Origin of the sequence: Flavobacterium chungangense LMG 26729, from assembly GCF_000735715.2 — a bacterium.
Taxonomy (GTDB): domain Bacteria; phylum Bacteroidota; class Bacteroidia; order Flavobacteriales; family Flavobacteriaceae; genus Flavobacterium; species Flavobacterium chungangense.
Map to the genome: position 1 here is coordinate 169,070 of NZ_JASY01000002.1, position 25,769 is coordinate 194,838.

The 25,769-nt window shown below is 35.0% G+C and carries 17 protein-coding genes; 11 read left to right on the plus strand and 6 right to left on the minus strand.

What is annotated here, in order from left to right; all coding sequences use genetic code 11:
* Positions 1–40 precede the first annotated feature (40 nt).
* The 5 genes from JE46_RS03880 to JE46_RS03900 all read right to left on the minus strand — a co-directional run bounded on the left by JE46_RS03880 (position 41) and on the right by JE46_RS03900 (position 6,319).
* On the minus strand, positions 41–1,726 hold the full coding sequence (locus tag JE46_RS03880) for a sodium/sugar symporter (protein WP_031453954.1): 1,686 nt from the start codon (positions 1,724–1,726) through the stop codon (positions 41–43).
* A gap of 273 nt (positions 1,727–1,999) precedes the next feature.
* Positions 2,000–3,013 carry a UDP-glucose 4-epimerase GalE gene (galE, locus tag JE46_RS03885; protein WP_031453955.1) on the minus strand — a complete coding sequence of 338 codons (1,014 nt, stop codon included), beginning with the start codon at positions 3,011–3,013 and terminating at the stop codon, positions 2,000–2,002.
* A 1-nt stretch (position 3,014) separates the two neighbouring features.
* Positions 3,015–4,064, minus strand: a complete 1,050-nt coding sequence (locus tag JE46_RS03890; RefSeq protein ID WP_031453956.1) for a UDP-glucose--hexose-1-phosphate uridylyltransferase — start codon at positions 4,062–4,064, stop codon at positions 3,015–3,017.
* A gap of 2 nt (positions 4,065–4,066) precedes the next feature.
* A complete protein-coding gene (gene galK, locus JE46_RS03895) occupies positions 4,067–5,236 on the minus strand; it encodes a galactokinase (protein WP_031453957.1) in 1,170 nt (389 codons plus the stop codon).
* A 36-nt stretch (positions 5,237–5,272) separates the two neighbouring features.
* On the minus strand, positions 5,273–6,319 hold the full coding sequence (locus JE46_RS03900) for an aldose epimerase family protein (RefSeq protein WP_031453958.1): 1,047 nt from the start codon (positions 6,317–6,319) through the stop codon (positions 5,273–5,275).
* A 102-nt stretch (positions 6,320–6,421) separates the two neighbouring features.
* Between JE46_RS03900 and JE46_RS03905 the strand changes: the two genes are divergently transcribed.
* From JE46_RS03905 to fsa, 4 genes are all read left to right on the plus strand, one after another.
* Positions 6,422–7,420: a GntR family transcriptional regulator gene (locus JE46_RS03905; RefSeq protein WP_031453959.1), complete on the plus strand. Its 999-nt coding sequence runs from the start codon at positions 6,422–6,424 to the stop codon at positions 7,418–7,420.
* A 183-nt stretch (positions 7,421–7,603) separates the two neighbouring features.
* A complete protein-coding gene (locus tag JE46_RS03910) occupies positions 7,604–8,746 on the plus strand; it encodes a geranylgeranyl reductase family protein (RefSeq protein ID WP_031453960.1) in 1,143 nt (380 codons plus the stop codon).
* Positions 8,747–9,204: 458 nt separating this feature from the next.
* The gene (locus JE46_RS03915; RefSeq protein ID WP_031453961.1) at positions 9,205–11,247 is read left to right on the plus strand and encodes a transketolase family protein; all 2,043 of its coding nucleotides are present in this window, start codon (positions 9,205–9,207) and stop codon (positions 11,245–11,247) included.
* A gap of 22 nt (positions 11,248–11,269) precedes the next feature.
* Positions 11,270–11,926, plus strand: a complete 657-nt coding sequence (fsa, locus tag JE46_RS03920; RefSeq protein ID WP_031453962.1) for a fructose-6-phosphate aldolase — start codon at positions 11,270–11,272, stop codon at positions 11,924–11,926.
* A gap of 126 nt (positions 11,927–12,052) precedes the next feature.
* Here fsa and JE46_RS03925 read toward each other — a convergent pair whose 3' ends face one another.
* Complete coding sequence (locus tag JE46_RS03925) at positions 12,053–12,742, minus strand: NUDIX hydrolase (RefSeq protein WP_031453963.1); 690 nt, start codon at positions 12,740–12,742, stop codon at positions 12,053–12,055.
* Positions 12,743–13,293: 551 nt separating this feature from the next.
* Here JE46_RS03925 and JE46_RS03930 point away from each other — a divergent pair.
* The 7 genes from JE46_RS03930 to JE46_RS03960 all read left to right on the plus strand — a co-directional run bounded on the left by JE46_RS03930 (position 13,294) and on the right by JE46_RS03960 (position 25,764).
* Positions 13,294–16,362, plus strand: a complete 3,069-nt coding sequence (locus tag JE46_RS03930; RefSeq protein WP_083480842.1) for a SusC/RagA family TonB-linked outer membrane protein — start codon at positions 13,294–13,296, stop codon at positions 16,360–16,362.
* A gap of 28 nt (positions 16,363–16,390) precedes the next feature.
* Entirely contained in the window at positions 16,391–17,953 is a 1,563-nt protein-coding gene (locus tag JE46_RS03935) for a RagB/SusD family nutrient uptake outer membrane protein (protein WP_035136422.1), read from the plus strand.
* Between the two features lie 129 nt (positions 17,954–18,082).
* Positions 18,083–19,084: an arabinan endo-1,5-alpha-L-arabinosidase gene (locus JE46_RS03940; RefSeq protein ID WP_051872819.1), complete on the plus strand. Its 1,002-nt coding sequence runs from the start codon at positions 18,083–18,085 to the stop codon at positions 19,082–19,084.
* Between the two features lie 60 nt (positions 19,085–19,144).
* On the plus strand, positions 19,145–20,692 hold the full coding sequence (locus JE46_RS03945; protein ID WP_031453967.1) for an alpha-N-arabinofuranosidase: 1,548 nt from the start codon (positions 19,145–19,147) through the stop codon (positions 20,690–20,692).
* A gap of 12 nt (positions 20,693–20,704) precedes the next feature.
* Positions 20,705–22,321: an arabinan endo-1,5-alpha-L-arabinosidase gene (locus JE46_RS03950; protein ID WP_031453968.1), complete on the plus strand. Its 1,617-nt coding sequence runs from the start codon at positions 20,705–20,707 to the stop codon at positions 22,319–22,321.
* 70 nt (positions 22,322–22,391) lie between these two features.
* A complete protein-coding gene (locus JE46_RS03955; protein ID WP_031453969.1) occupies positions 22,392–23,351 on the plus strand; it encodes a glycoside hydrolase family 43 protein in 960 nt (319 codons plus the stop codon).
* A gap of 196 nt (positions 23,352–23,547) precedes the next feature.
* Complete coding sequence (locus JE46_RS03960; RefSeq protein WP_236010632.1) at positions 23,548–25,764, plus strand: glycoside hydrolase family 127 protein; 2,217 nt, start codon at positions 23,548–23,550, stop codon at positions 25,762–25,764.
* Positions 25,765–25,769 lie beyond the last annotated feature (5 nt).

Consider the following 25,769-nt stretch of genomic DNA (forward strand, 5'->3'; position numbering starts at 1 on the left):
AAAAGCAGTCTTTTTTTGTAATTATTTAAATATAATTATTTTACCAGAACTTAACGTATAAAGCTACGATAACTAATAAAGTAATTACGATCAATACTGTAGTTTGTGGTTTTACAGAGAACATTCCAGGCTCTGTTTCGAAAGCTTTAGGGTTTACTTTTGGTCCTGCAAAACTCATTGCTACCATTACAAGGGTTGTAAAGAAGAATGATAATCCCATACAGATGTGGAACGGAATTTCGTAGATACCCTTCGCATTTTTATAAGCTGTGTACAATAAAGTTTCGTTTCCGAACAATGCAGGTGCATATTCATTAAATAAAACAGATAATACAAATCCTAAAATTACACCTACAATAGCTGCAGCTCCTGTAGTTCTTTTCCAGAACATACCTAAAACGAACATTGCAAATACTCCAGGGCTAATGAATCCTGTATATTTTTGGATGTACGTGAATCCACCAACACCACCAATTCCAAGAACATCATTCCATGTAAATAAAACAGCCAAAAGCATCGCTGCGAAAACGGCATATCTACCAATGTTTACCTGATGTCTGTCGCTGGCATTTTTTTGAATGTATTTTTTGTGAACGTCTAACGTATAAATTGTAGAAATACTATTTACTTTACCAGCTAATGAAGCTACGATAGCTGCTGTTAAAGCGGCAACAGATAATCCTTTAAGACCTGTTGGCAAGAATGTCAACATGGCTGAGTAAGCTCCGTCTTTTCCACCAACCAATTGTGGTAAATCACCATTTTGGTATAAAACATAAGCTGCAATACCCGGTAACATTACGATAACAGGCATTAATAGTTTTAAGAAACCTGCGAACAAAATACCTGTACGGGCAGTTTGCAAATCAGCACCCAATGCTCTTTGCGTGATGTACTGGTTACATCCCCAATAGTTAAGGTTGATGATCCAGATACCTGCCAAATAGGACATCATTCCAGGGAAAGTCAGGTATTTGTCAATATCGTTTTGAGTAGAAGCTGCCGTTGGCTCAGGAATAATCATTTTGAAATGCTCAGGAGCTTTTTCCATCAATAAGTTGAAACCGGCAAGAGCGTCTTTTCCGAAACCAAAACTTTCTGCTACAACAGTCAAAGCAATATAAGAAGTAACCAAACCTCCAATAATTAAAACCGCTACCTGAATAACGTCTGTATAAGCTACCACTTTCATACCTCCCAAAGAGATAATTAAAGCAAAAACAGCCAAACCAATCATAATAGCATGCAGATATTCTCCACCTGCTAAACCGTTAATAGCAACGGCTCCTAAATATAAAATAGAAGTAAGGTTTACAAAAACATATAAAAACAACCAGAAAACCGCCATAATTAAAGCAGTAGATTCGTTGTAACGAGTTTTTAAGAATTGTGGCATCGTATAGATCTTATTTTTCAGGTATACCGGGATAAACCAAACGGCAACAATAATAAGAGCAATAGCGGCAATCCACTCATAAGCAGCAACTGCAATCCCCAGGAAGAAGCCCTCACCACTCATTCCGATAAATTGTTCTGCTGAAATGTTTGAAGCAATCAAAGAAGCTCCAATCGCCCACCATGTAAGAGTTCCTTCAGCAAGGAAGTAAGCCTTGGCATCGTGTTCGTTTTTTTCGCGTTTGCGATAGATGATGTATCCATAAATGGACACAACGAGAAAATAGATAATAAATACTGCATAATCTGCAAAAGCAAGTTTTGAGCTCATTTGTTAGTAATATTTGAAATTAATATAAAGTGATTTTTGATAGTTTTAAAGTTTGTTTTTAATGTGAAATGTCAAAAATAGTTTATTATGCTTACGAAACTAATTAATTTATTCTTTTAATCCGAAAAAAATACGATATGTATTTTAATTTGGCGCTTTTTTTATAAAAATCGAAAATCAAAAGTAAAGTAAAAATAGTTACGGTCAACATAAATAAATGTGTTTTTTACATTTATAACAAAAAGATATAATATCAGTTTTTATTTAAACTTTTTATTGTCTGATTTTTTGTTCCCATTTCCAGGCGCTGGCAATGGCATCATCAAGACTCAATTGTGTTTTCCAGCCCAGAACATTATTGGCTTTGTCGGTATTGGCATACGCCTCGGTAACATCGCCTTCTCTTCTGTCTACAATTTTATAAGGCAATTTTTGACCGCTTGCTTTTTCGAATGCATGCATTACCTCAAGTACAGAACTTCCTTTTCCGGTTCCTAAATTGAAAATCTCCAGTTTATCGGTATTCGTTTTGTTTACCAATCTTTGCATTGCAATTACGTGTGCCTTTGCCAGATCGACAACATGAATATAATCACGAACACAGGTTCCGTCAGGAGTAGGGTAGTCATTTCCGTAAACCGCTAATTCTTTTCGGAGTCCAACACCGGTCTGGGTGATAAAGGGCACTAAGTTTTGCGGAACGCCAAGTGGCAGTTCGCCAATTTCGTTTGATTCATGTGCACCAACCGGATTAAAATAGCGCAATAAAATTGCATTCAGATTACTTACTTTAGTGACATCAGTAATAATTTCTTCGCCAATTTGTTTGGTGTTTCCGTAAGGAGACATTGCCGGCTGGATTGCCGTAGATTCTGCAATTGGCATCTTTTCGGCCTGACCGTAAACGGTACAGGAAGAACTGAAAATAAAGTTTGCTTCGGGTTTTTTGTTTAACTCCTGCAGAATGTAAACCAGAGAATTGATATTGTTTTCATAATACAGCAATGGATTCTGAACACTTTCGCCCACAGCTTTTGAAGCTGCAAAATGAATAACGTCTGAAACATCATTATATTTTTTGAAGAAATCCTCAACGGCTGCTTTATCTCTTACATCAATTTGTTCAAAAAGTGGTTTTTTTCCTGTAATTCTTTCAATACCATCTAAAACTTCAATCGAAGAATTAGAAAGATTGTCTATAACAATTACCTCGAAATTTTCGTTTTGTAATTCTACGACTGTGTGAGAACCAATAAAACCTAATCCGCCTGTAACAACTATTTTCATCTTATTTGTTTTTATAGTGTATATCTGATTGCTCTCTTAAAATGGCAGCACTTTTTTCAGGAGTGATATCTCGCTGAGATTCGCCTAACATTTCATATCCTACCATGAATTTTTTTACAGTCGCAGAACGCAATAATGGCGGATAAAAATGCATGTGAAATTGCCATTCTTCATGTTTTCCGCCGTCTGTAGGAGCCTGATGAATTCCTGAAGAATAAGGGAATGAAGTACTGAAAAGATTATCGTATTTTGTCGTAAGCTGTTTTAGGATAGTGGCATAAGCAGTAACTTCATCAGCTGTAAAATCAGTGATTTTGGTAATATGTCTTTTGCTGATAATCATCGTTTCGTATGGCCAGATTGCCCAAAACGGAACCAATGCTGCAAAATGATCATTTTCGATCACGATGCGTTCCTCTTTTTTTAATTCGGCCTGAAGATAATCCTGTAACAGGTTGCTGTTGTTTTTAGTAAAATAACTTTTTAAATTATTTTGTGTTTTTTCAACCTGTGTTGGCAAAGACGACTGAGCCCAGATTTGTCCGTGTGGGTGCGGGTTGCTGCATCCCATAACGCTTCCTTTATTTTCAAAAATCTGAACGTGGTTGATATAGTCAATATTGCCTAAATCAGTATATTCTTTTTGCCAGGTGCGGATAATATTTTCGATACCGGGAACTTCCATTTCAGGTAAAGTAAGGTCGTGTCTTGGTGAAAAACATACTACTCTTGAAATTCCTCTTTCCGGCTGTGCCTTAAAAAAAGTTTGTCTGATGTCGTCTTCAAACATGATTTCGTCCTGCTTCATGGCTGCGAAATCATTTTCAAAAACAAACGAACTTTCATAGTTTGGATTATTCACACCATTGGCGCGAACATTTCCAGGACATAAATAACAGGTTGGATCGTATTCCGGTAATTTTTCGGTAGAAATAGTTTCATTTTGACCCTGCCATGGTCTTTTTGCACGATGAGGTGAAACCAAAACCCATTCGTTTAGTAATGGATTGTAACGTCTGTGCGGATCTTCGTTAATATCAAAATTTCTCATTCTTAATTTGTGGTATAAAGTGATGTTCCGTTTGAGACCTTCACATCATAAATTTTTAAATCAATTCCAAATGTATCAAAATAAAGGCTTGTAAAAGCTTCTTTTACGCTGTTTTCATATCCTTTTTTGATTAAAGTAATTGCACAGCCTCCAAAACCGCCTCCCATTAATCGGGAACCAACAACTGCTTCTTCTTTTTTGGCCTGTTCTACAATAAAATCCAGTTCGGCACAACTTACTTCATAATCCTTTGATAATCCGTCATGGGTATCAAAAAGCAATTGTCCTAAAAGCTCAATATTTCCGTTATCCAAAGCCTCGCAAGCCTCAGTAACACGCAAAATTTCTTTAACTACAAAATGGACTCTTTTAAAAACCACTTCAGACATTTTATCCTTAAGGCTTAAAACCTGTTCTTCAGTACAATCCCTAAACGTTTTGATTTCGGGAAAATGGTTTTTGATGATTGAAAGTCCTTCTTCACACTCCAGTCTTCTGTTGTTGTATTCAGATGTAAAAAGCGAGTGTTTTACATTACTGTCAAATAAAACCAGTGAATAATCTTTGAAATCAGCATTGTGATATTCAAATTCCAGCGTGTTGCAGTCTAATTTTATCACCTTGTTTTCAAGTCCGTGAACGCTTGAAAACTGATCCATAATACCGCAATTAATGCCTACCCAGTGCTCTGCTTTTTGTCCTAATAAGGCAATATCTACTTTCTCAATTTTTAAACCGAAAAGTTCTTTGATTCCGAAAATCATTCCGCATTCTAAGGCAGCAGATGAGGATAATCCTGAACCAACCGGAATATTACTGCTGAAGACGCAGTTAAAACCTTCGAAAGAAAAACCATTATCCTGCAGTTGTTTGATAACGCCAAGGATATAATTGGTCCATACTACATCGCTTAACTGAATTTCCTGAGTCAGATCAACTTCAAATTCTTCATTAAGATCGATAGCGATAATTTTGGATGTTTTAGAATTGCTTTTTTCAAAAGCAAAACAGATGATTTTGTCAATTGCTGCTGGTAAAACATAACCGTCATTATAATCGATATGTTCTCCGATAATATTGATTCTTCCCGGAGAAAGTACAATTTTTTGAGGGGCTGACCCGAATGATTTCTCAAAAAAAGCAGTGGTATTCTGTATTAAAATCTCGTTCATTATTTTTAATTTTCTGAGTTGTTTTTGGTATAATTTCTATTTTATATTTTCAAATTTATAAATGGTAGTCTGCTGGTATTCGTCTCCCTTTTTTAAAACTGAATTAGGGAAATGATTGTGATTTGGAGCATCAGGGAAATTTTGGGTTTCAAAACAAATTCCGCTGACCGGAGTGTAATTTACGTTTTCTTTTCCTTTCAAAATATCAAAACAATTTCCGCCCACATAAATATGAACGCTGGGCTGATCTGTATAAACGCTCATCTTTAAATTATTTTTCGGACTCAATAACTGAGCAGCAATTGCTACATCTGAATTAATGACAAACGAATTGTCAATAGAAGCCGGACAGTTTTTTGCAGTTCTGAAATCGAAATTGTGACCGTCAAGAGCAATGAATTTTCCGGTTGGAATACTCTCATCGTTTGTTTCCAGCATTTTATCCGCGTCAATAAACATTTCCTGATCCAGTACATCCGAATCATGTCCATTCAGATTAAAATAACTGTGATGGGTAAGATTTATAATGGTGTCTTCAGAAGAACTTGCTTTATATTCAAGTTTTAACTCATTTTCTTCCGTTAAAGTATAGGTTAAAAAAACCTGTAATTCTCCCGGATAATTTTCTTCTAAATTTCCGCTGATCAGATGAAAAGTAACCGACTGGTCTGTTAAATCAGTAACATCCCATATCTTTTGACCAAAACCGGTATTTCCTCCATGTAGAGCGTTTCCGTTATTGTTTCCGGCCAGTTCAAATATTTTATCATTTAAAGTAAAACGTCCTTTATTTATACGCCCTGCATAACGTCCCACTGTTGTGCCAAAATAGGGCGCACTCGGTAAATTATACGATTCGATATAAGAATTAGCATTATCAAAACCCAAAACTACATCTGTCAGTCTTCTATCTAATGCAGGGACTTTTAGTGAAGTTACAGTTGCACCATAGTTGGTAAGCTGTACTTTCATTCCATTTTTATTGATCAGTTCAAAACAATGAATTTCTTCGTTATCGGAAGATAAACCAAATAATTTGCAATTAGAGTGATTATGGAAATGCGATATATGTTTTAATTTCATGTTATTTTTATCAAAAGTGAAAATTCAAAATTATATTTATTTTAGCTTATTGTATACCAGTACCTACCAGTTTTTTGTATTATTGCAAAAAAAATATTTTTCATGAGTATAATTTCGATTCAAAATAATCTGGGTTTACCAAAATATAAACAGATAATTCTTTCAGTTGAAAAAGCAATTGATGAAGAGAAGCTAAAAAAAGGGGACAGGCTTCCTTCTGTCAACAAGGTCTGCCTGGCTTTCTCTTTATCGCGGGATACCGTGCTGCAGGCATATGATGAACTCAAAAAAAGAGGGATAATTTACGCCATTCCGGGTAAAGGCTATTACGTTAAAAGTGTTGAAACCAGTATCAAACAGAGGGTTTTTCTACTTTTTGACGAGCTTAATATATTCAAAGAAGACATCTATAATTCGTTTTTAAAAAATATTGGAAACAACGTTCAGGTCGATATTTTTTTTCATCATTTCAATGTTCCGGTCTTCAAAAAATTAATAAATGACGGAAACGGCAATTATACCAGATATATCATTATGCCCACCAATCTGACAGGGATAGTTGAGACCATAAAAACCCTACCAGTAAACGAAGTGATTATCCTGGATCAGACCAATCCCGACTTAAAAATGTATCCTGCTATTTATCAAAATCATCAAAAAGATATTTTTGAAGGACTTTTAAAAGGAAAATTACGACTGGGCAAATACAAAAAACTGATTTTAATTTTCCCGGGTTTCCGAGAGCCGTTAGGAATGAAAACCGGATTTGAAAATTTTTGTACAGAACATCATTTTGATTACGAAATTATTACCCAGTTTACCGATCATGAAATCGCAATAGGAGATTTATATGTGATTCCAAATGATCGTGACCTGGTTGGGGTAATTGAAAATGCACGGAATCATAACCTTAAATTAGGAACTGATTTTGGAATTATTTCGTATAATGAAACTTCTTTGAAAAAAGTCGTTGCAAACGGAATTACCACCATTTCTACCCATTTTGAGGCCATGGGGAAAATACTGGCAGATATGGTTCTTAAAGGAAAAAACGAACAAATAGAAAACAAGTCTTCCCTAATTATGCGAAATTCACTTTAAGTTTTCAATCGATTTTGGATATATAGATTTTTTTAAATTATTGTAATCAATAATAGTTTAAGAAAAAGACTAAAAATTAATATTTTTTATTGAATACAGACCGTAAACAAGACTTTAGCTAAGTTCAGAAAATAATCAAATTTTGTTTTTTACTATGATTCCTTTAGTTTTGGAAAAAAAACAATGAAATTATTTGATGTAGCCATAATTGGAAGCGGTCCGGCCGGAGCTTCTGCTGCTTTTGAATTATCGAAAAGCGGAATTACGACTGTCATAATTGAGAAAGAAACGCTGCCAAGATATAAAACATGCGGTGGCGGTTTAGTTCACAGAGGAAGAAACAATATTCCTTTTGATATTTCATCTGTCATTGAAAAAGAATTCCATGAAGTCGATACTTATTTTTCAAATACAAATATCAAGCTTACAACAAAAAGAGACAAACCGATAATTAGCATGATTATGCGTGATGCTTTTGATAATCTAATAGTCGAAAAATCAAAAGAAAATGGTGTTACTCTTTTGCAGAACCATAAAGTTACCAATATTACTTTCGGAGAAATTCAAACCATTCATACTTCTGAAGCTGATGTACAGGCAAAATTTATTATTGCCGGAGACGGTGCATTAAGTCCGATAGCAAAAATGGCAGGATGGGAAGAAACCCGAACGGTTATCCCGGCTTTAGAATATGAGATTGAAGTTCCTTTGGCTGATTTTGAAAGATTATCAAAAAACGTCCGCTTTGACATAGATGCTATTCCGTATGGTTATGGATGGTGTTTTCCGAAAAAAAATCATTTATCTGTAGGGGTTTGCATTTTGACAAAAGCGAACCAGAAGATTGATTTGAAAAAATATTATGCAGACTATTTAAAAACATTAGGAATTACAGAAATTGTAAAAGAAGATGCCCACGGATTTGTCATTCCGGTTTCTCCACGAACAGATACTTTCGTTCGTAAAAATGTTTTTTTAATTGGCGATTCAGCAGGATTTGCAGACCCTGTACTTGCCGAAGGAATTTCAAACGCCATATTAAGCGGTGTTTTAGCTGCAAAATCCATTATAGAAGGTAAACTTGATCCTGTAAAGTCATCAGAACTGTATCACGAAAAATTAGAAAATGGTATTTTACCCGAAATAAAAGCCGGAGTCACTTTGGCCAAAATTTTCTATGGCAAAAAAAGATTGCGCAATTTCGTTGCCAAAAATTATGGTGCTGTTCTATCCAATGCCATGACCGATATTTTTATGGGAGCCAGAACCTACCCTAAAGATTATAAAAAGACTATTCGGGAAAAAATTAAAGGGGCTATTTTTTAAATAAATAGTTATGAGATTTAGGAAGGTTCCAGTTCTGTAAGTTCAGATTGGAACCTTTTTTTTTGAGGAATGCAGGACGTCAATTAATACGCTTTTGGTAACATTAAAATGATTGTTCACAAATCAGAATAAAGCCTTAAAAACATTGGACATTGGCATCAGTCTATTGCAATATTTTTCAAATTTAACTTTAAGGTATTCTCTCTTTCTGTTGTCTAAATGGGATTATATTTTACGTTAGATTAATAAATCCTCAAAAATTTAGTAAAAAAAATAAACAAAATATTTTTTGTTTTTGTGAAATTATTTTACATACATTTGTAAATGTAAATTTTACACTTATTATTTGATTTGTTTCTGCCCAATCATTTTTGAAATTATTTTGATTTCAAATCCGCTATTTACAAGTCGAAAACTCTATTGAAAAAACCACAAAAACTTTACAAAAATAACCAAGAATGAACAACAAAATAGACCAGTTATCGGCAGATAATATACGTGCTTTAGCGATCTCAATGGTAGAAAAAGCAAATTCAGGCCATCCCGGAGGAGCTATGGGAGGTGCAGATTTTCTTCACATTTTATATACTGAATATTTAAAATACGATCCATTAGATATGCAATGGATTTTCAGGGATCGTTTTTTTATGGATGCAGGACATCTTTCGGCTTTGATGTATGCACAGTACCATTTGCTTGGGAATTATGAAAAAACAGATTTAGAGAATTTCAGACAATGGGGATCTGTTACGCCCGGACATCCTGAAATTGATGTGAAACGTGGAATTGAAAATACTTCGGGACCTTTAGGACAGGGACATGTAATGGGAATAGGGGCAGCCATTGCAGCCAAATTTTTATCAGCACGATTTGATAATTTATTCGATCATAAAATATACGGATTCATCACTGACGGAGGTGTTCAGGAAGAAATTTCGCAAGGAGCAGGACGTATTGCAGGACATTTGGGACTGAACAATTTTATTATGTTTTATGACTCTAATGACGTACAGCTTTCGTCAATGACCGATGAGGTTACGACAGAAGATACAGCCATGAAATACGAATCATGGGGATGGAAGGTAACTACGATTGACGGACATGATCATGACCAGATTCGTAAAGCCCTGACAGATGCCACTAACGAAACTGAAAAACCAACCCTGATTATAGGAAGAACCATAATGGGTAAAGGATGTGTGACAGCAGACGGATCAATGTATGAAGGACAATGTGAACTGCACGGAAAACCTATTGGTGCAACCAAAGCTGATTTTAATAAAACATTACAGAATTTAGGTGCAAATATTGAAGATTCATTTGCGGTTTATGAAGAAGTTGCAGCACATTATGCTGGAATTCTAAACGATAAAAAAGCAGCATCAGCAGTCAGAAAGGCAAAAATTACCGAGTGGGAAAATCAAAATCCTGCTTTAGCTCAAAAAATCCAACAATTTTTCTTGGATGATTTACCAAATCTTGATTTTGGTAGTATTGCCCAAAAGGCAAATGCAGCAACTCGTGATGCTTCTGCGGCTGTTTTGGGTTATCTGGCTGAAAATGTTGAGAACATGATTGTATCTTCTGCAGATTTATCGAATAGTGACAAGACAGACGGATTTCTAAAAAAATCATCAGTTCTGCAGAAAAATAATTTTAAAGGAGGCTTTTTACAGGCAGGAGTAGCCGAATTAACAATGGCAGCAATTGCCAACGGAATCGCATTGCACGGAGGAGTAATTCCGGTTGTAGCTACATTTTTTGTGTTTTCAGATTATATGAAACCGGCAATTCGTCTGGCAGCGATTCAGGAATTACCGGTAAAATATGTCTGGACACACGATTCTTTCCGCGTGGGAGAAGACGGACCAACGCATCAGCCAATTGAGCAGGAAGCACAAATTCGATTATTGGAAAAAATTAAAAACCATTCGGGAGATCAGAGTTTACTGGCTTTGCGTCCGGCAGATGCTGTTGAAACTTCTGTAGCCTGGCAAATGGCGTTGGAGAATAAAAAAACACCAACAGGTTTGATTCTTTCGAGACAGGATATTAAGGATCTTCCAACTAATGGAAATTCAAGATTTGAAGAAGCCTCTGAAGCCAAAAAAGGAGGTTATTTAGTAAAATCAGTTCAAAATCCGGATATCACTTTAATTGCTAATGGCTCAGAAGTGGCAACTTTAATTGATGCGGCAGCTGAACTGGAAAGCACGATGCAGGTAAAAATAAATGTAGCCTCGATAATTTCTGAAGGATTATTCAGGTCACAATCAAAAGAATATCAGCAAAGCGTGATTCCAAATGGCGGATTGGTTTTCGGACTTACAGCAGGGCTTCCGGTTAATCTTGAAAATCTGGTTGGAAATAACGGAAGAGTATTTGGTCTGGATCACTTTGGGTATTCTGCTCCGGCTTCAGTTTTAGATCAGAAATTTGGATTTACCAGTAAAAATGCAGCTGAAGAAATCAGCAAATATTTAAAAGAAAACAATTTTTAATTCATTAAAATAAAAAGAAGACATGAAATTTTTTATAGATACAGCAAACCTAAAAGATATTAAAGAAGCCAATGACCTTGGGGTTTTAGATGGTGTTACCACAAATCCGTCATTAATGGCAAAAGAAGGAATTACCGGAGCACAGAATATTCTTGATCATTACATAAAAATCTGCGAACTGGTTGACGGAGATGTAAGCGCCGAAGTAATTTCAACAGATTTTGAAGGCATGATTGCCGAGGGAGAAAAACTGGCAGCATTGCACCCGCAAATCGTGGTAAAAATCCCGATGATAAAAGACGGAGTAAAAGCCATTAAATATTTTTCGAATAAAGGAATCAGAACCAATTGTACTTTGGTATTTTCATCAGGACAGGCATTATTGGCGGCAAAGGCCGGGGCGACTTATGTTTCTCCTTTCATTGGAAGACTGGATGATGTTTCAACAGACGGAATGAATCTGATTGAAGAAATCAGACTGATTTATGACAATTTTGGATTTGAAACCCAGATACTAGCAGCCTCTGTTCGAAATGTAATGCACATTATTAATTGTGCAAAAATAGGATCAGATGTTATCACAGGTCCTTTGAGTGCAATCGAAGGTTTATTGAAACATCCTTTAACCGATATTGGTTTAGCTACATTTCTGGCAGATTACCAAAAAGGAAATAGTTAAATATTAGAGAATAATTAGTTTAGTTTTAATAGTAGTTTTATTTAATGCAAAAACCCTGAAAGTTTATGGCTTTCAGGGTTTTATTTTTTTGATACTTGTAGTTTATCTAAAATTTCTGGTTCGCTTTTATAAATTTAAGACAAAATCGTTAAGTAATTTTTCTTCATATTTTTCTTTATTGAAAGTATACAGATAAGATCCTTTTCTGGAAGACTGCATGTCTTTTTCATCCAGTTTATTCAAAATTTCCAAAGAATTGATTTTACTTATAAAATTACGTTTGTCGAGCTCTTTGCTTAAAATTGCTTCGTATAATTCTAATAATTGTCGCATGGTGAATTTTTCCGGTAATAATTCAAAGCCAATTGGTTTTATTGAAGTTCTGTAACGTAATCTTCTAATGGCGTGTTGTACCATTTCATTGTGGTCAAAAATAAGATTTGGCGCATCAGCTATGCTAAACCATTCTGCATGATAATTTTTAATCAATTCCTCATTATGGTTTTCAATATTAATCAGGGCATAATAAGATACAGAAATAGTTCTGTCTACAGGGTCACGATCTATTTCACTATACGCGTGCAGCTGTTCCATATAAATATCGTGTAGTCCGGTATAGGTATTCAGAATTCTAATGGCTGCATTGTCTAGTATCTCATCACGTTTTAAAAATCCTCCCATCAAGGACCACTTCCCCTTTTCAGGTTCAAAGTCTCTTTTAATCAAAAGTATTTTTAAACCCTGGTGGTCAAATCCAAAAATGATGCAATCTACTGCTAATAAAACCTTATCCGCAGAGCTATAACTGTTTAGCATATTTTATATTTTATCGGTAAATATATAAACTTCTCAATATGTTTCATAATTTATTAATGTCGATTTTACACTTAATAAAGTCATTTAGAAAATTTCTTGAAATTTTATGTTTAATTCAGATTAAAAATGTGTAAAAGTACAATTAAATCTATTTTGTACTAAAAAGAGATTGTTTTATTCCTTATAAAACACATTTTAAGTAAAAATTAACGCTACTAATTAAGTTTTTTATTACAAATATACTCGCTTAATTAATTTTTATTCTTTCAAAACACATTATTTATAACTTTTTCTTAACATCTGTTTTTTTGATTAAATGTTTGCTTTTTGATAAAAAGTGTAGTTTTTACACAAATAAAACGATTAAAAGACATTTTTTTTAAAAAACCATCAAATTTTAAATGTTGATTTAACACTTAAATTGCAATATGTATTTTTTTTATTCACTTTTTTTATTAGATTAATTTGTTTTTGCACTTTTTTTTTATTTAAATTTACAAATGTAAAATTAACACTTATAATTATACACTAACTAACTTAAAAACACCAGTATGATAACAAACAAAAAAATGTTTCTCTATTGCAATTTTTTATTGCCAAAAAGAGAATGGCTCGTAGCATTATTTATGCTAGTATTTTCTGTTAATCTTATGTCGGCTCAGGGCAAAGAGATTAGCGGAATTGTTACTTCAGGACAAGACAAATTGCCTTTGCCGGGAGTGAACATTATGATAAAAGGAACTCAAACATCAACCACAACCGGATTTGATGGGCAGTATTCTATTAAAGCATCGCCAACTGATGTATTGGTTTTTTCATTTATTGGATATCAAAATCAGGAAGTAACAGTTGGTAATCAATCAAAAGTAGATGTTGTATTAGGTGAGGATACCAATAAGTTAAATGAAGTAGTTGTAGTAGGATATGGTACTCAAAAGAAAGGAGACATTACAGGAGCCATTGGTGTGGTAAATATGGAAAGCGCTAAAAAGGTAATAGCATATGATGTTGCAAAAGTTTTGCAAGGTCAGGTTGCGGGTGTTACAGTGCAGTCTTCTGGAGAACCTGGTAGTTTTGTAAATATAAAAATTAGAGGAATTGGTTCATTTACTAATAACAATCCTCTTTGGGTTATTGATGGAGTTATTGTAGACAGTCCTTATGATTTTGCAACAGGTGATATAGAGTCTATGCAAGTGCTTAAAGATGCCTCAACAGCTGCAATTTATGGAGTTCGAGGTGCAAATGGTGTAGTTATTATTACTACCAAAAAAGGAAAATCAGGAGCAATGAGCATCAAATACAAATCTATCCTGAGCATACAGGATATAACTAAAAGATGGTCGTTAACAGATAGGGTTGGATATCAGACTATTGCAAATGAAGCAGAAAAAAACAGAGATCTTCAAAATGGGGTGGCAATAAATATTGCACCTGGTAATGATCCAACTAGTCCATATTATATAAATAATGTAGATACTAACTGGCAGGATGAAGCTTTTGATACAGGTGTAATTCAAAATCATTCATTAGCAGTTTCAGGTGGAGCAGAGTCACTTTCATATAATCTGAATTTGGATTATTTTAAAAACGACAGCTATCTTAAATCTCCTCAGCAATACGAAAGATATGCTTATAATTTGAATTTGAGCGGAACTAAAGGGAAATTCAAATATGGTTCAAAAATTAGCTATACACAGTCTGATAAGGAAAACTTCAACACTTATTTTGGTACAGCAGTATCCGGATTAGTAACAGCAATTCCAACTATTCCGGTCTATGATGCCAATAGACTTGGAGGTTACGGAGGTGCAGACTCAAACACGCAGAGGGCAATTTCTTTAAACGTAATAGGATTTAATAATCTGTTGCAAAACGAAACCAGAAGAAATCGTTTTGTTGGAAATATTTGGGCACAATTAGAAATTCTTAAAGGTTTAAAATATAAAGTAAATGTAAGTGCAGACCGATTAGACTTCAAAAACAGATATTTTAATCCCCCAAGTGATTTAGGCTGGTATTTTGTTGTAAATGAGGAAAAAGCAATACTTGATGCCAGTAACGGTAGCGAAACCAGAACATTTTTGGATAACACACTTACATATGATTTAAACATAGATAAACATAAGATTGAGCTTTTAGCAGGTATAACACAGGAAAATTTTAATCATTACAATCATATCTCAAGTGGATTAGGATTTGCAACAGGAGAGATTGTACATTTAGAAAATGCAGATGAGGTAACGACTCGTGAATATGAATCTAAAATAACAGCAAAATCATACATAAGTAGAGTAAACTACAGTTATGATGATCGTTATTTTATTCAGGGTAATTTCAGACAGGATAAATCTTCTCTCTTTGCTGAAAAAAATAATACAGCAAATGCATATTCTTTTTCTGCTGGTTGGAAGTTAAGCAGTGAGAAATTTATAAAACTTCCTATTTGGGTAAATTTAGTTAAATTAAGAGGAGGTTATGGTATTTTAGGTAATAATACCCTTGGACCATATAGTTATGCTGAAACGGTTAATCCTTTCGTCCCTTATTCTTTTACTAGCAGTGCAGGTGTTTCTACAATGGTACCAGGAACAACTGTTGTTTCGGCAAAGGATCCAAATATTAAATGGGAAACATCAAAATCCAGCTCTGTGGCTTTAGAATTAGGACTGTTTCAAAACAAATTACAATTCACAGGAGAATTTTATGAAAAAATAACATCTGATCTTTTAGCAGAAGGACCAACACCTTTATCTTCAGGAACTTTCCCTGCATCTATTACAACAAACGTTGCGAAAGTAAAAAATTCAGGACTGGAGTTCTCTTTATCCTATGCTAATAATGATAATGCTTTCAAGTATAGTGTTGGAGCTAATTTTTCTACACTTAAAAATGAAGTACTGGAACTAAACAAAAACAATGATCCAATTTATGGCGCCGCTTCAAAGACAGTAGTAGGAAGATCAATAGGAGAATTATATGCTTTTGAAGCTATTGGTATCTTTCAGAGTGATGCAGAAGTTGCATCTTCTCCAACGCAAAATAATGCAAAAGCCGGCGATATTAAATTTAGAGATGTAGATGGAAACAACTTAATTACGAATGAAGACAGAACTTTTCAGGGATCTGCTATTCCAAAATATACTTATGGTTTAAATTTTAGCTGCTCTTACAAAAATTTCGATTTTTCTATGTTTTGGCAAGGTAACGCTGGAAATAAAATATTTAATTCAACATACCGTGACTTAATGGCTGGACAATATTCTAATGCTCATACCGATATGTTAAATTTTTGGACACCAACAAACACAGATACAAATGTACCAAGACCTATTATTGGTGATCCTAATTCTAACGGTAGAGATTCTAACCGATTTATCGAAAGCGGTGATTACATAAAACTGCAAAATTCTCAAATAGGATATAACATTTCTTTAGCAAATACTAAATTTATTAACAAAGCCAGAGTTTATCTTAGTGGTCAAAATTTATTAACTCTGACAAAATACAGAGGTTATGATCCGGATTTCATTAGTGACGGATTATTTTCCAGAGCCTACGAAGGAGGGTCATTTCCAAACCCAAGAACAATTTCGATGGGTGTAGAGATTGAATTTTAATTTAGTTAATAAACAAAAATATAACAAGATGAAATATAAAATATTAAGTTACGCTACATTGTCACTTTCACTTTTTGTGTTGGCAACGAGTTGTGTAAACGACGAAGATTTAGTTCAGGCAGATCCTAATTTAGAAACAACAGGTTCATTTTGGAAAACAGATGCCGATGCAATGCAAGGTTTAAATGCAACTTATGCAGCTTTAGTTACAGATGGTGCGTATCAGCGAAGTACTCCATTATGTTTAGATCTTAAAGCAGATGATTCACGAAGTGAAAGTCCTTGGGGGGCAATGCTAAATGTAGGACGTTTTAATAGTGATGTTTATAATTTTGACATTTATGGATGGGCTTATGAAACTTATTATATAGGTATTAATCGTGCAAATCAAGTGCTCTCAAAAGTGCCTGGAATTGCAATGGAAGATGCTGAACTTAAAAAAAGAATACTGGGACAAGCTTATTTTTTGAGAGGATTATATTTGTTTCATGCAGTAAATATGTTTAAAAATGTACCTGTTCCAACAGAACCGGCCGCTTTTTATCCTCAAAAAACACAAGCAGAAGGCTGGGCACAAGTAATTGCCGATTTTAAAATGGCAGCTGATTTGTTGCCAACATCATACAATAATGTAACTGGATTGGATGCAGGAGTAAAGGGTCGTGCTACAAAAGGAGCTGCTTTAGGATATTTAGGAAAAGCGTATTTATTTACTAAGGATTTTGAAAATGCTAAAACAACTTTCAAACAAGTAATTGATTTAGGTGTATATTCTTTAGTAGCAAACTATCGTGATAATTTTACCGAGGCAAACGAAAACAATTCTGAATCGTTATTTGAGGTTCAATTTGATTCTTCTTTAGGAGGGACAAATATTTTTCCTCATGGAGGTATACCAGGACCAACATGGAATCTTGCAAGCGCAAGAGCTGTTACTTATGGAGCAAGAGGTTTTGGCTGGAGAGATGTTCAGCCTACCCGAACATTATTCAATGATTTTCAAATTGAAAAAACAGTTGCAAATGAGGTAGATCCCCGTTTAATTGCTACAATAATGTACAACAAACCTGGAGGTGTTACATTGTACGGTGTTGATTTCGCTACTCATTATGCAAATAGCCCTGGGGATTTAAATGATCTTTTTTGTAATAAATACGAAAATTCAGAAACCAAAACAGATGAGTTTGGCTGGAAATCCGGAATCAACGAAAGAATATTACGCTATGCAGATATTTTACTTATGTATGCAGAATGTTTAAACGAAACAGGCGATACACCTGGAGCCTATACTTATATTCAAAAAGTAAGAGATCGCGTTAATTTGCCAAATTTAGCAACTGCAAAACCAGGATTGACACAGACAACGATGAGAGAACAAATAGCTCATGAGCGTTTCTTGGAATTTGCTCTTGAAGGACACAGATTTGATGATATTCGTCGCTGGGGATGGTTAGAAGACCTTACAAAATTAGCATGGTTAAAATCCAGAGATGACGAATTCAATTCTTATGTAAAAGGAAGAGAATATTTTCCGATACCACAAAAAGAAAAAGATTACAATCCAGGGACTATCCAAAATGATGGTTATTAAATATTTATTGAATTAGTGAGATTACATAGTATCATATGGCAGCTTAAACTGCTATGTGATATTATGTTTTTTAAAAGAATAGAATACCAGAGAAGTTAAATTTATACAGTAACTAAAATTATTATCACAATGAAAACAATTATAAGTTTGGTTTTATTAGCAATATTATTAGGAAGTTGTCAAAATGAAGATGTTGTTTCTCCAAATGAAGAAGCAGCTTCTGTGACTCAGGATTCTCAGATTACAAATTTAACAGCAAAAACAGTAGTAGGAAATGTGCCTTCACACGACCCAAGCACAATAGTAAAAAGCGGGGTCAATTATTATGTTTTTACTACAGGAGATAATATTCCGATGACATATTCAAGAGATTTAGCAAACTGGACATGGGGAACCTCTGTATTTACATCAACTCCAGGCTGGATAACAGGATATGTACCTGGTTTTACTAAAACATTTTGGGCACCGGATGTTGCCTGGTTCAATAACAGATGGAACATGTATTATTCATGTTCTACTTTCGGATCGGCAACTTCTGCTATTGGGTTAGTAACTGCTCCTTCAATTTCACAAAGTGCAGGGACAACCTGGACAGACAGAGGCGTTGTGGTTTCTTCTAATTCTTCATCAGATGTAAATGCAATTGATGCTTCTATTTTAGTTGATGGTAGTAATGTTTATATGGCCTATGGTTCCTGGCATGCCGGAATTGGGGTAGTTCAGATTAATCCTTCTACAGGAAAACCAACCGGAACAAGAACAGTTGTAGCCGGAGGAAACAGTGCTTCATGGGAAGCTCCTTGCCTTGTTAAAGAAGGCAGTTATTACTATATGTTCGTAAACCGCGGAACCTGCTGCAATGGTGTAAACAGTACTTATTACATAGTGGTTGGCCGTTCAACTAGTCCCTTCGGGCCTTTTGTAGACAAAAATGGGGTGTCTTTAAAAAGTGGTGGCGGAACAACTGTTTTAGCTTCACAAGGGGATTATATCGGACCGGGACATTTATCCAGAATTACAGGAACGCAAAAAGGGGCTGTTCATTATTACAATAAAGCAGACAATGGAAATCCAAAAATGGAAATTGTTTACTTCACATGGTCATCAGGATGGCCAACACTTTCTTATTAAAAATTAATATAAAGAGGAAAATTGATTAATTTTCCTCTTTATAACTATCTATACCATAACATGAAAAAAGCATTTTTAATTCTATTTGTATTTACATTTTGTAATCAAATTACTTTCGCACAAAAAGAAACTACGATTGTCACATTAAAAAATGATGACAAGGCTCCAACTATCAACAAAAATATCTACGGGCATTTTGCAGAACATTTAGGGCGCTGCATTTACGGAGGTTTTTTTGTGGGTGACACTTCAAAAATACCAAATACTAAAGGAGTTCGAAATGATATTATTGCGGCTTTAAAAGATTTAAAAATTCCAAACCTAAGATGGCCTGGAGGCTGTTTTGCAGATACGTATCACTGGAAAGACGGAATCGGACCTCAGGAACAACGACCAACTATCGTAAACAAATGGTGGGGTGGAGTAACAGAAGATAATAGTTTTGGAACACATGATTTTTTGAATATGTGTGAGCTTCTTGAAACTGAGCCTTATTTATCAGGAAATGTTGGAAGCGGAACCGTTCAGGAATTGGCTGACTGGGTTCAGTATACCAATTTTAGCGGTAAAAGTCCGATGAGTGATTTGCGTAAAAAGAATGGCAGAACAGAACCATGGAAAGTTAAATTCTGGGGAATAGGTAATGAAGCATGGGGCTGCGGAGGAAATATGACTGCGGAATATTATGCAGGAGAATATAGAAAATTTGCCACTTTCATGTCGGATTGGGAAAATACCGGAGGCATTACCCGTATTGCATCAGGATCAAACAGTGCCGATTATAACTGGACAGAAGTTTTAATGAAAAACATTCCACTTAATATGTTAGGAGGAGTTGGTGTACATCATTACGCTGTAATCAACTGGAATAAAAAAGGAGACGGAGTTGATTTTACCGAAGAACAATATTTCAAAACCATGCAATCTGCTCTAAAAATGGAAGAATTGGTTACCAAACACGGTGCTATAATGGATAAATATGATCCTGAGAAAAAAGTAGCCATGCTGGTTGACGAATGGGGTGGATGGTACGAAGTTGAAAAAGGAACAAATCCCGGATTTTTATATCAGCAGAATACCATGAGAGATGCAGTTTTAGCAGGAGCAACCCTTAATATTTTTAACAACCACGCTGACAGGGTTCGTATGGCGAATTTAGCACAATGTGTTAACGTTTTACAGGCAGTTATCTTAACTGATAAAGCCAAAATGATTACTACACCTACTTATCATGTAATGAAAATATATGCTGTTCATCAGGATGCAAAACTATTACCTGTAAGTTTTCAGTCGCCATTATATACGGTGAATGGAGAAACACTTCCTGCAGTATCGGCTTCGGCTTCAAAAGATAAAAATGGAGCAATTCATATTTCTTTAGTAAATGTGGATGCAAAAAATAAAAATAAAATAGAGATTGATGTGAAAGACCTGGGAGTTAAAAACTTTACAGGAACCATAATTACATCAGCAAAATTACAGGATTACAATTCATTCGATACACCAAATAAAATTGTTCCAACAGCTTTTAAAGGTTTCGAAAACAAAAAAGGGAAATTAGAAATCACTATTCCTCCTTATTCAGTTGTTGTTCTAGAAGGAAAATAAAAGATAAAAAAGATGAAAAAATCAAGTTCCATTTTAAAAATTGCTTCTTGTCTGGGATTTTTCTTATTGACGCTTGCTACAGTAAGCTGCTCAAGTGATGATCCTGCAAAGGAAGATACAGATCCACCGGTAGTAGTACCTCCGGTTGTTACACCGCCTGCATTCCCGGGACCAACGTATTCAGATAATTATAGCCCTATTTCTTCGTGGAACAGCAGGGCACAATGGAATTTGGCTAACGTTCATGATCCTACAGTCGAAAAATGTGGAGAATACTATTATATGTACCAGACGGATGCTTCTTATGGAAATGCTCATGTGGGTCATGGAAATTTTCCTTACAGACGTTCTAAAGATCTTGTAACCTGGGAATATATGGGATCGGCTATGGCTACAGTTCCGGCTTGGGTAAAAGATTCGTTAAATAATAAAAGGGCCAGAATGGTTCCTGCTTTGCCGCCAATAGCAAATCCAAGATATGGTTGTTGGGCACCTTATATCAAAAAAGTAGGCAGCAAATACCGACTGTATTATAGTATTGTTGTTGACGAACCAATTACCGGAACCAGTTTCGAAACTTCATGGTCAGAAAGAGCTTTTATCGGATTGGCAGAATCAGATGATTTAGCAACAAATGTATGGGTAGATAAGGGGATGGTGGTATGCTCTGAACCTGATGGTGTAAAACCATACTCTTATACAGGAGCCAGAAATTGGGAAAATGCCTATTTCAAATTCAATGCAATCGACCCAACTTTTGTAGAGACACCTCAGGGAGATCAGTACCTGATTTACGGTTCCTGGCATTCGGGTATTGCATCATTAAAATTGAATCCGGCAACCGGAAAACCGGATCAGTTGAAAACCTTAAGTGATTATGGAACCCGCATAGCATCCCGAAGCTCAACAAGTCGTTGGCAGGGTTCAGAAGGACCGGAAATTATATACAATCCGGAGACTCAATACTATTATCTTTTCCTTGCTTATGATGGTTTGGAAGTCCCTTACAATACCAGAGTTTGTCGTTCCAAAAGCATTACAGGCCCTTTCTTAGGAATCAACGGTGCTAATGTAACGAACGGAGCAGATTGCTGGCCAATGCTTACGCATCCTTATAGTTTTAATAATCATACCGGATGGGTTGGATTTGCTCACTGTTCTGTTTTTCAAAATCCGGATACCAAACAATGGTATTATGCTTCGCAGGCACGTTTACCTGTAGGTGTTTCAGGGATTAATGTATCAAATGCAATCATGATGGGACATGTAAGAGCTATTAAATGGACAGAAGACGGCTGGCCCGTAGTTGATGCCGAAAGATATGCTGCTGTACCTGAAACTACTATAACAGAGGCTTCTTTTATTGGAACATGGGAACAAATTACAATGAATTACCAATATGAGGTTATTCAAAAATCAGTTACTATTTATTTAACTGCTGATAAAAAAGTGAGCGGGGCTATTACAGGTACCTGGTCCTATGACAGCACAGCTAAAACATTAACCATAAATGGTGTAAAATGTAAAGTAAGTGACGCCTGGGATTGGGAATCAGCTAGCAGAAAAGTGACTATAACTTATTCAGGATTAACAACAGCCGGATTACCGGTTTGGGGTAAAAAAAAATAATTAAAAATCCAATTGCCCTTTCATAGCCGGAAGGGCTTTTGCAAAAAAATAATGTTGCAAATTAACTATAATGAAAAACCTAATTACAAGCCTGTCGTTTTTAGTTTTAATTGTTTCCTGCACAACAGTAGTGGCACAAATAGATCCGGCAAAATTTAATAACCCGATTATAAAAGATCAATATACAGGCGATCCTGCTGCATTGGTTTACAAAGACAAAGTCTATTTGTATGCAGGTCATGACGAAGCTCCAAAAGATTTTCATTTTTATAAAATGAATGAATGGGTAGTTTATTCTTCTTCGGATATGAAAAAATGGGAATCACATCCCGTACCGTTAAAAGTAACCGATTTTCCATGGGCAAAAGGAGATGCATGGGCATCACAGGTAATCGAAAGAAACGGAAAATTTTATTGGTATGTAACCGTTACTCACGGAACAATTAATGGAAAAGCAATTGGAGTTGCAGTTTCTGACAGCCCAACAGGACCTTTTAAAGATGCCCTTGGAAAAGCTTTAATTACAAACGATATGACAACGCACACCAAAATAAGCTGGGACGATATTGATCCGACAGTTTATATTGATGATAATGGTCAGGCGTATTTATTTTGGGGAAATACCATTTGTCATTATGCCAAATTAAAAGAAAATATGCTGGAATTAGACGGCTCAATCCAAACAATTGATTTACCCAATTTCACCGAAGCACCGTGGATTCACAAACATAAAAACTGGTATTATTTGTCGTATGCGTATCAGTTTCCGGAGAAAATTGCCTACGCCATGAGCAAATCCATTACAGGGCCATGGGAATTTAAGGGAATTTTGAATGAACTGGCCGGAAACAGCAATACAAATCATCAGTCGATAATCGATTTTAAAGGACAGTCGTATTTTATTTATCATAATGGAGCTTCACAGCCAGACGGCGGAAGTTTTAGAAGATCAGTCTGCGTTGATAAATTATTTTATAACAAAGACGGAACAATAAAACGAGTGGTGATGACATCTGAAGGTATTCAATAGTTTAGTGTTTAGTTTTCAGTTAACCAAAACTTAAATTTACTTATATCACTTATATGGTTAACAAAAGAAGCATTTTTAACAATTATATTTTAAACACATGGTTTTCTCCAATATTAAAGTGAGTTTGAAAAAAATAACGACTAAATTATTTTGTTTAGTCGCAGCTCTCTTAATTACTCTCCCTTCAATCGCACAGATGCAGGAATTTAAATTGCAAGAGATAAAACTAACGAGTGGTCCTTTCAAAAATGCACAAAACGTTGATCTTAAATATTTATTAGACCTAAATCCAGACCGACTATTAGCACCTTATTTAATAGCTGCCGGCTTACCTGTAAAAGCTGATCGATATGGCAACTGGGAAAACATAGGCCTTGACGGACATATCGGAGGTCATTATGTAGCCGCACTAGCAATGATGTATGCTTCTACCGGAAATAAAGAAATTAAAAGCCGTTTGGATTATATGATTTCTGAATTAGCTCGTTGTCAGGAAAAGGATGGAACTGGTTATGTTGGAGGTATTCCTGAAGGAAAAGTCTTTTGGAATAGAATTCACAAAGGAGATATAGACGGTAGTGGTTTTGGTTTAAACAATACCTGGGTGCCAATATATAACATTCATAAACTTTTTGCAGGTTTAATTGATGCCTACAATTATACTGGTAATGAAAAGGCAAAAGAAATTGTAATAAAATTAGGCGATTGGTTTATCGAATTAATCCGACCTCTTTCTGATGAACAAATCCAAAAAATTTTAAAAACAGAACATGGTGGTATAAATGAATCTTTTGCGGATTTGTATAGCATCACAAAAAACAAAAAATATCTTGAAACGGCTGAAAAACTTTCGCAAAAAGCAATTCTTGATCCCTTAATTAAAAAGGAAGATAAACTAACGGGCTTACATGCGAATACACAAATACCAAAGGTTATTGGTTTTGAGAAAATTGGAAAGTTATCGGATAATAAACAATGGTCCGATGCCGCGCAGTTTTTTTGGAAAAATGTAACCGAAAAAAGAACTGTCGCTTTTGGAGGAAATAGCGTTGCAGAACATTTCAATCCTATAGATGATTTTAGCGGAATGTTAAAATCAAATCAAGGTCCGGAAACTTGTAATTCCTACAATATGGAACGTTTAAGTAAAGCGTTGTTTTTAGACAAAAACGATTTGAGTTACCTTGATTTTTATGAGCGTACACTTTACAATCACATTCTTTCCAGCCAGGAGCCTAACAGAGGTGGCTTTGTATATTTTACTCCAATTCGGCCAAATCATTATCGCGTGTACTCGCAGCCAGAAACCAGCATGTGGTGTTGCGTTGGGACGGGTCTTGAAAATCATTCTAAATATGGAGAATTAATTTATAGCCATTCAGAGCATGATATTTTTGTAAATCTTTTTATTCCATCCACTTTAAACTGGAAAGAAAAAGGAATAGAATTAGAGCAAACCACAAAATTTCCTTATGAAAATAACAGCGAGATTGTTTTAAAACTTAAGAATCCTAAATCTTTTGTTTTGAACATTCGTTATCCAAAATGGGCAACGAATTTCGAAATTTTAGTCAACGGAAAATTGCAAAAAATACAAGCCAAACCAGCTAATTATGTTAGTCTGGCAAGAAAATGGAAATCAGGAGATAAAATAACCATTACATTTAAGACTTCAACGCATTTAGAAAAGTTGCCAGATGGCTCCAATTGGGCAGCATTTGTAAATGGTCCTATTGTATTGGCCGCTAAAACTTCTACTGAAAATTTAGATGGTTTGTTTGCCGATGATAGCCGAATGGGACATGTTGCTCAGGGAAAATACGTTTCGTTAGACAAAGCTTATGCATTGGTAGGAGACGAGGGAACTTATGTTTCAAAACTTAAAGATTTAGGTAATATGCGCTTTAAGTTAGATTCATTAGAATTACAACCCTTCTTTGAAATACACGATGCCCGTTATCAGATGTATTTTCAAACCTATAAACAAGAAGAATACAAAGAAAAGCAGGCATTGTTAAAGCAACAGGAAATTGAAGCTATGGCTATTGAAGCTAACACGGTCGATAAAATAAATTGTGGAGAACAACAGCCTGAGGTAGATCATCATTACAAAGGAGAAAAGAGTGACTCTGGCTATGAGGAAGATGGTTTTTGGAGAAATACCAGCTCGTATATTTCCTATCAAATGGTAAATAAAAATCTAGAAGGCAAATTTATTGAAATTAGTTTTTTAGGAGATTTTAAAACGGATAACCTTGATGTTTTTATTAATGAAAAACCTGCGGAGATTATCGCAAAAAAAGACAAAATAATTCAATTCAAATTAGACAATACTCAAATTATTAATTTAAAAATTAAGTCTAAAGACGGCAAAAAAACGTCTAAAATTTCTCAAATAAGAATTGTAAAATAAAAAAA

Excerpts from the sequence above, each read along its gene's own strand:
- JE46_RS03945 (WP_031453967.1), top strand. The coding sequence starts at position 19,145 with ATGAAAAAAGCATTTTTAATTCTATTTGTATTTACATTTTGTAATCAA.
- JE46_RS03940 (WP_051872819.1), top strand. The coding sequence starts at position 18,083 with ATGAAAACAATTATAAGTTTGGTTTTATTAGCAATATTATTAGGAAGT.
- JE46_RS03890 (WP_031453956.1), bottom strand. The coding sequence starts at position 4,064 with ATGAGAAATTTTGATATTAACGAAGATCCGCACAGACGTTACAATCCA.
- JE46_RS03880 (WP_031453954.1), bottom strand. The coding sequence starts at position 1,726 with ATGAGCTCAAAACTTGCTTTTGCAGATTATGCAGTATTTATTATCTAT.
- JE46_RS03935 (WP_035136422.1), top strand. The coding sequence starts at position 16,391 with ATGAAATATAAAATATTAAGTTACGCTACATTGTCACTTTCACTTTTT.
- JE46_RS03900 (WP_031453958.1), bottom strand. The coding sequence starts at position 6,319 with ATGAAATTAAAACATATATCGCATTTCCATAATCACTCTAATTGCAAA.
- JE46_RS03950 (WP_031453968.1), top strand. The coding sequence starts at position 20,705 with ATGAAAAAATCAAGTTCCATTTTAAAAATTGCTTCTTGTCTGGGATTT.
- JE46_RS03960 (WP_236010632.1), top strand. The coding sequence starts at position 23,548 with ATGCAGGAATTTAAATTGCAAGAGATAAAACTAACGAGTGGTCCTTTC.
- JE46_RS03915 (WP_031453961.1), top strand. The coding sequence starts at position 9,205 with ATGAACAACAAAATAGACCAGTTATCGGCAGATAATATACGTGCTTTA.
- JE46_RS03930 (WP_083480842.1), top strand. The coding sequence starts at position 13,294 with ATGATAACAAACAAAAAAATGTTTCTCTATTGCAATTTTTTATTGCCA.
- JE46_RS03925 (WP_031453963.1), bottom strand. The coding sequence starts at position 12,742 with ATGCTAAACAGTTATAGCTCTGCGGATAAGGTTTTATTAGCAGTAGAT.
- galE (WP_031453955.1), bottom strand. The coding sequence starts at position 3,013 with ATGAAAATAGTTGTTACAGGCGGATTAGGTTTTATTGGTTCTCACACA.
- galK (WP_031453957.1), bottom strand. The coding sequence starts at position 5,236 with ATGAACGAGATTTTAATACAGAATACCACTGCTTTTTTTGAGAAATCA.
- JE46_RS03905 (WP_031453959.1), top strand. The coding sequence starts at position 6,422 with ATGAGTATAATTTCGATTCAAAATAATCTGGGTTTACCAAAATATAAA.
- JE46_RS03910 (WP_031453960.1), top strand. The coding sequence starts at position 7,604 with ATGAAATTATTTGATGTAGCCATAATTGGAAGCGGTCCGGCCGGAGCT.
- fsa (WP_031453962.1), top strand. The coding sequence starts at position 11,270 with ATGAAATTTTTTATAGATACAGCAAACCTAAAAGATATTAAAGAAGCC.
- JE46_RS03955 (WP_031453969.1), top strand. The coding sequence starts at position 22,392 with ATGAAAAACCTAATTACAAGCCTGTCGTTTTTAGTTTTAATTGTTTCC.